The sequence below is a fragment of the Aidingimonas halophila genome, assembly GCF_900106955.1.
Lineage (GTDB): Bacteria > Pseudomonadota > Gammaproteobacteria > Pseudomonadales > Halomonadaceae > Aidingimonas > Aidingimonas halophila.
Genome location: NZ_FNNI01000013.1, coordinates 18,252 through 27,039, shown reverse-complemented (window position 1 = coordinate 27,039; position 8,788 = coordinate 18,252). Strand labels below are relative to the sequence as shown.

The 8,788-nt window shown below is 51.5% G+C and carries 6 protein-coding genes; all 6 read left to right on the top strand.

Features of this window, described 5'->3' with window-relative positions; all coding sequences use genetic code 11:
• Nucleotides 1-139: 139 nt before the first annotated feature.
• Complete coding sequence (locus tag BLW01_RS18410) at nt 140-574, top strand: hypothetical protein (RefSeq protein ID WP_139243954.1); 435 nt, start codon at nt 140-142, stop codon at nt 572-574.
• Nucleotides 575-873: 299 nt separating this feature from the next.
• Entirely contained in the window at nt 874-1,119 is a 246-nt protein-coding gene (locus tag BLW01_RS18170) for a hypothetical protein (RefSeq protein WP_092572436.1), read from the top strand.
• Between the two features lie 45 nt (nt 1,120-1,164).
• A complete protein-coding gene (locus tag BLW01_RS18165) occupies nt 1,165-1,716 on the top strand; it encodes a DUF2971 domain-containing protein (RefSeq protein ID WP_175529888.1) in 552 nt (183 codons plus the stop codon).
• A gap of 205 nt (nt 1,717-1,921) precedes the next feature.
• Nucleotides 1,922-2,485, top strand: a complete 564-nt coding sequence (locus tag BLW01_RS18160) for a DUF2441 domain-containing protein (RefSeq protein WP_229806537.1) — start codon at nt 1,922-1,924, stop codon at nt 2,483-2,485.
• Between the two features lie 25 nt (nt 2,486-2,510).
• A complete protein-coding gene (locus BLW01_RS18155) occupies nt 2,511-2,987 on the top strand; it encodes a hypothetical protein (protein ID WP_217635562.1) in 477 nt (158 codons plus the stop codon).
• A 271-nt stretch (nt 2,988-3,258) separates the two neighbouring features.
• On the top strand, nt 3,259-8,589 hold the full coding sequence (locus BLW01_RS18150) for an AAA family ATPase (protein WP_092572432.1): 5,331 nt from the start codon (nt 3,259-3,261) through the stop codon (nt 8,587-8,589).
• Nucleotides 8,590-8,788: the final 199 nt, after the last annotated feature.

The window sequence follows — 8,788 nt, the reverse complement described above, 5'->3', positions numbered from 1 at the left end:
CGAAGAGCGGCCACATCAGTCTCTGGACTATGTGGCACCCCGAGCACACCCGGCATTAGCTGCGTAGGGTGTGCAGAAACCAGGGGGTCATTACACCAGAGCGGGCATTCCGGTAAATAGATAGATTCTTGTGAGAAAAATGAAAACAACTTTTACTATGCTGACAATGCTTATTCTAAGCGGATGTGTTGGCGGTTCACTGGACAGGAGCTACTCACGTAGCCTGTTGAGCCAGGATGAACTTTTACAAAGAATATTAAGCGGTAAGGTGATCCCCTCCTCCTATCGTGTCTATGCCGATGATATTCCGATTGAGGGAAGCGAAGATGTTGAACTAGAAGATATAGTCTATCGCAATTCTTCATGTGTTATTTCAGAACTACGTCGCAATGCGACACGTATGGACCTCGAAGTTATAGACGCGTTGTGGGTGGAAAGTAATGGCGGCGCCAAAAATGTGATAATTGAGACCTTGGGTAGACAAGCTTATTTGTCTGGTGTTGAGGCTTATGCAAATGCTACTTTTGATTGCGGATTAATGGTTTCTAGATGGCTGGATGAAATGGATAGTTGATTGTAGTAAAAAACAGGGCAGCATTCGACCGAGCGCGGAATGTTAGTCTATGCTAATCCGAATGGCTAAGGCAGCTGACGACCCAAAGCCGACATACCGGAAAAGGCAGCGAGCACGTCATTGGGATATGCAGCATGCACGATGATCGGTGTTATACTGCCGAACTATAATAGGTTGAGAGGTGGTCGAGCGCGCAGTATAACATTGTTGAACGCGCATGCGCGTTCAAGTGAGATATCGAGCATGCGATATAAAACTTATTATACCACATTAGCGCTCCGACTTCCTAAGGAGTAAGCGTGCCATATTTGCATTACACTAGCTTAGAAGGAATTCAGGGCATTGTCGAAAACAAATCAATGTGGGCATCCCATATAAATTTTCTTAATGACCGAAAGGAGTGGCTTCACTTTGACGATATATTTCATGAGGCGCTACAAAATCTAGAATATCCTATCGATGTAGGCGGTAAGATTTATACTGCTTCCGAAGAACTGTCGAAAGACATAAACGTTTATCGCGGAGGTAGAATAAATGATTTTTAATTTGTAATTTCTTTTTCATCTACTCAAGATTGCAAAAGTCAATGGGTGGAATATTGTCCAAAATCATCAGGATATGCTCTAGAGTTTTCCGAGTCTCCTATAATTAAACATCAAGACAACACTCACAAAATATATGCTACTTCAGATGATAAATCTTCCTTGGTTAAGTGCGTGTATGAGCGAGACCTAAAAGTTAATAGGATCTGTGAAATTATATCCTCAACCATAAGGGATAATCGAGATAATGACAAATACCTTATGAGCCATATATCTTCCCTCCTTCATGATCTCAGGTACCAATTTAAACACCCGGGGTTTAAGGAGGAGAAAGAGTATAGGTGGTATGGTAGATATGATTCGCTGATGGATATCCGCACCAGAAATGGAGTTATGGTTCCTTACGTAAAGGTTAATATTGATATAACGAAGCTCAGTGCCATTTGGGTAGGCCCAAGCCCCGTTCAAGATCGGGCAGTTGAAGGTCTGAGTTTCTGGTGGAGTGTTTTGCAAAAGAAAGACAGTTCCTACATTTACAAAAATAAGGAAACAGGAGTTCTGAAAATACAAAAATCACAGATACCATACAGCTATTTGTAGATTGGTATGACAATCAGCAGCAGCGGACAACACGCGCCGCCAATTTTTGGTTCGCTACGCTCACTTTACCAAAAATTGTCTCTGCTCCGTTTTCCCGCTGTGTAGGACGTTACATGAGGACTCTCCGAAGTCCACTTATGGCCGAGAAAAGAATGTTAGTCTATTCTGATGCATGGTGTCTGGCTGCTGCCGACCCAAAGCGGTCATGCTGACAAATGCTGCGGACATATTCATCCCTGTTATGCTGAATGAATGGGAGAAAGAGTTGGAGCTTTACACGGTTGATCGGGAGGGAACCCTTGTTGAGGGACATGTATGCTCTTTAGTGAAGCATGCGGATATAACTCCGCCTGTCCTTGCTGCCCACGTCGAGGAGTTGTTTCCTGATGGGGTCTCTACTCATGGGGAAAGATACTTTTTACGAAACGAAGCTCAAGCCCTGATCGCTAGCCCAATGCTTGAGCTTCTTTATGAGCAGGTGCGACGTGCGGCATACGCCGAGCGTCCGTCTAGGCTCCAAAGCATATTCGCAGTAGAAACTCTTGCTGAAGCCTGCCGGTTTCAGTCCCAGTACGGTGGTGCTGCAATTTACAAGGTGAGTGCCGATATCATCTTTCGCGGCGACATGAACCTCTTGCACGCAGGCAACTCGACTCTGGTCTCGTCGTGGTTCGCACACCAGTACTGGAAAGGCGAAGCGGGACCGGAAGCACCCTTCTGGGAATGGCTCTTGAAGTGCCCGGTTAACGTGGGTGAGCGTGTTGCATAACGGTGTTATGGAGGAGTAGTCCCCTGTGAACAATGAGGCTACAGCAACGCTCAGGGAGCATGCTCCTGGGGAAATGGTTATTGAAGCATTTCGGAAGTTGATGAAAATCGACTCTTATCTTTTGGAAGTAGACGCTAATGAGCGATCAATATCGCACCGACTAGGCTTACATCTACAATCATTTTTTCCAGACTGGGATGTTGATTGCGAGTACAACCGAGATGGTGTTGAGCCAAAGCGAATAGGGTATCTGGATTTACATCCAGATGGCGCAGAGGACACTGAGGCGAGAACTGTATTCCCCGATATTATAGTTCACAAACGCGACTCCCAAACAAACTATTTGGTCATCGAGATAAAAAAGAGTAGCAGCATAGTTGATCGCGCAATTGATTATCAAAAGCTGAGGGGGTACAAACGTGACCTTGGTTATCAGTATGCATTGTTTTTTGAGGTTGGGGTCCGTGAAAAATCTGGTTTGGCTGTTGTCGAGTGGGTGTAGGCATAACCATGCTGAGCGCTGTGAAATCTTTTCGCTGCGACTTCGCCTCCGCTACAAAGCTTTGCGTATTAGCGACGTTGGCGTTAAATAAAGCTCAGCTTGCATAATGATGCCGTAATCATAAAAGGCATAAATAACGAAATTGTTGATGCGGGTCGCTAGGCTGGAGGACCAGCTACCTAAATCCAATAAGGTGTCGAAACTGCCGCAGCACGTAGCCTTGGGCGGCGAGCCAACGTTATATCCAGATGATGGATTTTAAGGCCTACCAATGACTAAAGACGACGACAATAGTGCCACCTCGACCGAGCTTACGGGCGGGGCCGGTTTTACTTACGAGGATACAGTTGTTGCGTACTACCTCGCGGCGCTTCTGTGTCAGGATCATGCTCCCGGCCTTGACGGTAAGGTCGTGTCCGTTGCAGTACAGCGTGACGGTCATGACCATCCCATGGACGATATTGTGATCGAGTTTCAGGATACCGCCGGTAAACGCGCCTTAGGATTGCAAGCTAAGCGATCGCTCCGCATCACGAGCGCCGCCTCGAACAGGGACTTCCGCGAAATCATGGCAGCGGCCGTGGCCACCCGCGATAGCGAGGGGTTTCGAAAGGACCGTGACGCGTATGGTTTTGTGGCGGAGCAGACAGCAGATGGCCGGTTACGTTCCCTGAACCGCCTGATTGATTGGGCAAAGGCTAGCCCTGACGGAGCAGACTTCGATCGCCGTTTCGCCGAAGGGGGGACTGCCGGGGCGACTGAAGCCACAATGAGGGCCGACCTAGAGTCCCTGACAGCGACAAATTCGGCTGATGAAGAAGCAGACTTTTATCGTCACTTCGTCGCCCTTCGGTTGGATGGGCTGGCTGAAGGCGGCCCCCGCCGTGCTGAGGTCATCAATCGCTTGGAAGGGATGGTGGCAGCGAATGAGGACGGATTGGAAACGCTACTTTTCGATCGCCTTTGTCGCATAGTGCGTGACGGTGCCGGCAACGCGCAAAAATGGACGCGCGAACGGCTCTTAAATCAGTTGCGCGGCACCGTTAGATTGCGGACATTTCCCAACTACAGCAGGGATATCACAGCGCTATCAACATTTTCTGCCGAGGCTTTACAGGAAGTTTCGGAGATGATTGATGACTTCCATGTAGAACGTCCAGCACTACAACATAAAATCAGCGAACGATTGGCATCATATCGCTTGGTAAACATCAGCGGGATGCCTGGCTGCGGAAAGTCTGCAGTACTGAAGCAATTCGCAACCGAGGCAAAAAAAAGTGGTCCAATACTGTTTTTAAAATCTGACCGAATAGTGGGAAAAGGGTGGTCGACCTTCGCTTCAGCTTTAGGTCTGGAGCATTCAGCAGCGGAGCTCTTGGCCGAAATTGGCGCCACGGGCACGCCCGTCCTCTTCATCGACAGCATCGACCGCATCCCACCTGATCAGAAGGGGATTATCACCGATCTACTCGCCACTATCGAAACCCACGGAGATCTCCAGCATTGGAAGGTCCTTGCCACTTCCCGCGATCAAGGACTTGAGCCCTATCGTGCCTGGTTCCCGTCCAGCTTCTACAAAGAAACTGGTATTGGTGATGTGTCAGTCAATGCTTTTTCCGATGAGGAAGCCGAAACGCTAGCGAATGAAAAACCCCATCTAAGGCGACTCTTGTTCGGAACACCAGAAATCAGTGAGATTTCCAGACGCCCTTTCTTCGCAAGCATTTTGACGCAAAGCATTTTCACCGAAACCGCAGCTCCACAAACGGAGATCGACTTGATCAATGCGTGGTGGGATAGGGCGGGACACGATACTCAGCCAGTAGATCGTGCGCCGAGGCAGCGTGCTCTTCTGGACCTAGCCGAAGGGGGGGTCAGTAGGCTAGGAAAAGCTATACCCAAACGCAACTTGAAGGACAGCACGTTCACTCAGGTTGGCGATCTGGAGGTGGATAAAGTAGTTCGTGAAGACGTACTTGGCGGAGCCTATTCATTCACTCACGACATTTTTTTCGAGTGGACTTTTTTTCGACTCTTAATTGAGATGGGAGAGGACTGGCCTACTGCTTTGTCTGCCGCGGGCGAGCCACCTTTGCTCGGTCGTGTAGTTGGCCTGCTTTCGCAAAGCAGCCTAATAGCTCCTGGCCGATGGACAGAAGGATATCGCAGCATAGAGGCCGAAAACTTAAGGCCTCAATGGCGTCGTGAATGGCTAACAGCGCCTCCGTTTACTCCAGCTTTTCCACAAGCAGCTGAGGAATTCGGCACGCTGATTTCTCAGGATGACGGGCTTTTTGAGAAGGTGCTGGTGTGGTTCCAAGCCCAACATACCGTGCCAAACCCGATCATTCTTCAGAAAGCTGGCGAGGTGGCAGATGGCATCGATAACGTTCGCACGGCTGACTTGCTCGGATGGCCATCGGATTTCCTTAGCTGGGGCCGCTTGCTTGACTGGCTCATCCCTCAAACAACTTCTCTGTCCGTCCGTTTAATTCCTCAAGCCTTGGAGGTGTTCCAGGTTTGGCAGAATGCGCTCGCCGACCGGCGTAATCCGCGCTCGTCGGCGATCATTGAACAATGCAGCGCTTGGCTGATTGATCTGGAAGACCACGAGTACTGCGACCACAAATTCGACCAGAATGACAAGTGGCATGCACTGGGCCGCGAGGCGCGTTCGACTCTCATTAACGGGCTACGCATAATCATTTTACGAGCCGCCCGGAGCTATCCGGAGCCAGCCAGAGCCCTATATGAGCGTGCCGTCTCCAACGGGCACATGCGTGAGGCCGCGTACAGCGACTTGATGACATTTACCCCAATAATGGCTGAGGTCGATGCCGACGTTGTTGTTGCAGTCGCTAAAGAAGAACTAATGGAGGAATTGCCGCAGGACCGCCAGGACAGGGAGGAACAAGAGCGCCGTGAACGTAATGAATGGCTCGCTAGCCTCCGCGCTAAGCCAGAATCCGAATTGACAGCCAAGGAGCGCCGAATCCTGGATTCGTCCTCCAGTATGTTCATCCCAATTGGCCTCGGTATTCCGGACATGGACGACATCGGAATCGATCGGCATCACAACTACTACTTTCCTACTTCGGCACTTCATGAGCCTTTCGCTAGTTTGTTCCAGATGAAACCTGAAGTGGCACTGGTTCTTGTCCGTGATCTCGCAAACCACGCCGTGCAGGGCTGGCGGCAAATACATCTCATCGACCATCGGCGGAAGGGCACGCCGATTCCCGTCACTCTGAAATTTCCGTGGGGCCAGCAGGACTTTTGGGGCGACTGGCCCGTCTATAGTTGGTCAATGGGTCAGTTTGCGCCGCAGTCGCTGGAATGCGCTTTCCTGGCCCTCAGCTACTGGGCGTTCCAGGAGATCGACAAAGGCCGATCCACAAGCGAAGTCATTCAATCGATACTTGAAGGCAGCGAATGTTACGCCATGCTTGGCATGGCGCTCATGCTAGCGCTTGAGACGTTTGAAGTCTCCGAGACGACGCTGCCGGTCGCCTCATGTCAGCGACTTTGGCACCATGATATCGCGCGGGTAGCTCAAGAGCCCACCAGGGATCTTGACCTCTTTGGAGTTGGCTTTCTAACGCGTCTCACCGGAGCCAAGGCGGAGGCGAAAGAATATTTGGAGAAGCGCAAATATCGGACTCGGGAGGTTCGGCAACTCGCCATGATGTTTGCGTTGAGCCCGGACGAGCAGTTGAGAGAACGTTTCAAATCGGCCTTGGCTGAATTTCCAGCCGCCTTACCGTTTGAAGTCGAAGAGCAGCGCTCCAGCGAGCGGGTAATCGCAGAACTCAGCGAACGTGCTGCGGCCTGGGCAGGGTTGGGAGATCGAGACAACTATCGACAGTCGCCCCTTGATAGCGACAGGGTTCAGATCTCGTACCAACCCCCAGTGCCTATGACGCAGGAGCAGGAACAGAGGCTTGCAGACACTACGGCCTACCTGCAGGAACAAAAGGCTCTGGCTTGGGCTACGAAGTCTTTGTCGGAAAACCAAGCGGCAGAGGGTTGGACGCTCGCCGATGCAGTGACTTTTGCCCGCGACCACGATACCGAAGGCATGTTTGAGACTAGGCTCGATGTTGGTCCTCACAGCGCCCAAAGCGCTGTATCCGCAATCGCCGCTTGCGTTATCGCCTTTGAGCCCAATTCATCGCCAGATAGCGAATGGGCTTGGGACGTAATGGGTCGCGTTATGCAGATGGCCGAACCCGAGCGTATCTCGGGGTCTAAAATTCCTTGGCATCCGACGCTTCATCTTATCGCCGCGCTTTATCGGGACCGACGAAGGGCCTCGCCCCGGCCAGATTCAGTAAAGCGGATGTTCCAGATTACGGCTCATCCACTGGAAGACATTGTCAACACAGCATTCCAGGCGCTCTTCCTTGATAAGGACGAGCATATCCTTTGGACCGCAGCACAGCGGGCGATGGACCTGTCTCTCTATCATCGGTTGGTGATCGATGTAAATGGTCAGCGTGACAATTCCGCCGATCGCGCGGCTGACGAGCAGAGCTTGGCGAATGCATTGGCTAGAATTCCCGTAATCACCGATGAGCCGCTCACGGATATTCCGTCAGCTTGGGTTAGGGGTGGGATACCTCGAGTTCGCCGTGGCTTGCGCGCGGATCAGAGTTGGGGTGATCCCGATCCAGCATTTGATCCACAATTTGCAGCAAAGATATTTAAGCTTTTCCCGATCGAAGCGTGGTGCCAGTCCGATAGCTATCGAGAGATGATAAAAGCCACGCTACTTCAACTGGTGACATGGACTAGCGAGCGCTTGATGCCCCCTTGGCGAGAAGATGGAGAACGCTTGGACCGGCAGTCAAACATGTATGAGTGGAATTCTGTTCTGGGGAGCCTGCTGGCAAGAGCAGTACCTTTCCTAGACATAGCATGGATCAGAGATAACCTGTTGAGGCCTTTTCTAGCCGATCGGGACGAAGCGTTACGTGTGCTTGCCGCGTTTGCCGATGGTGTCGTGACGCGGCACGTAATGGATGCCAGAGAGATACCTTCGGGAACGCTCGAACTTCTCAACGATTGCGCAGACCGTGTTATCAGGGACCGGCAACTCGCGCCTGACAGCTATCGTGGAGGTGATGTCTCAGGACATGAACTGCCGACGCTAATCAAGGCGCTGTTGTTTGTCGTGACCGACCAAAACTGTCCCGGCTCAGCTCGCTTTGCAAATGGAGACTGGTCAGAGCTCAACTCCGTGATGCCACTCGTGACACGTCTTATGTCTGCGGTGGGCTGGTCATCATACATCATGGGACGATTCTTGACGCTATGTGAACGCGCCGGCACCGCTTATCCCCTCAACGCTTTCTTGACGCAGGCGCAGGCGGCGCTGGATGGCTTGGAAAACGCCAGAGGAAGTTGGGCGGGCACAACCCTGCCGGCTCGCATGGCTGGCATAGTTCAACGGCTGGCAGACAGCAATTATCCGTTACGATCCGAGCAAGCACAGGGGCTGCTTAGGATCCTGGACGCACTAGTTGATCTTGGCGACCGACGTAGTGCTGCGCTTGAGCAGGCGGAAGAGTTTCGCGGGGTGCAGATCGGTACTCTTAGCTAGTAAATGAACGTCCGGTGTCTAGTCCTCCGACGGCAGCGCGCCCGTCGCCCCACTGCTCGCGCAGCGGATCGATCAGGGAGCGGCATCACAGTGCTCGCCGCCGCTTATTGAGGCATTATATAAAGCTTTTATGACTGTCAACTTCTGGCCGGATGGAGAGGTTTAGGCTACGCCGATGAAAAAGGTTGGCGACTGACGA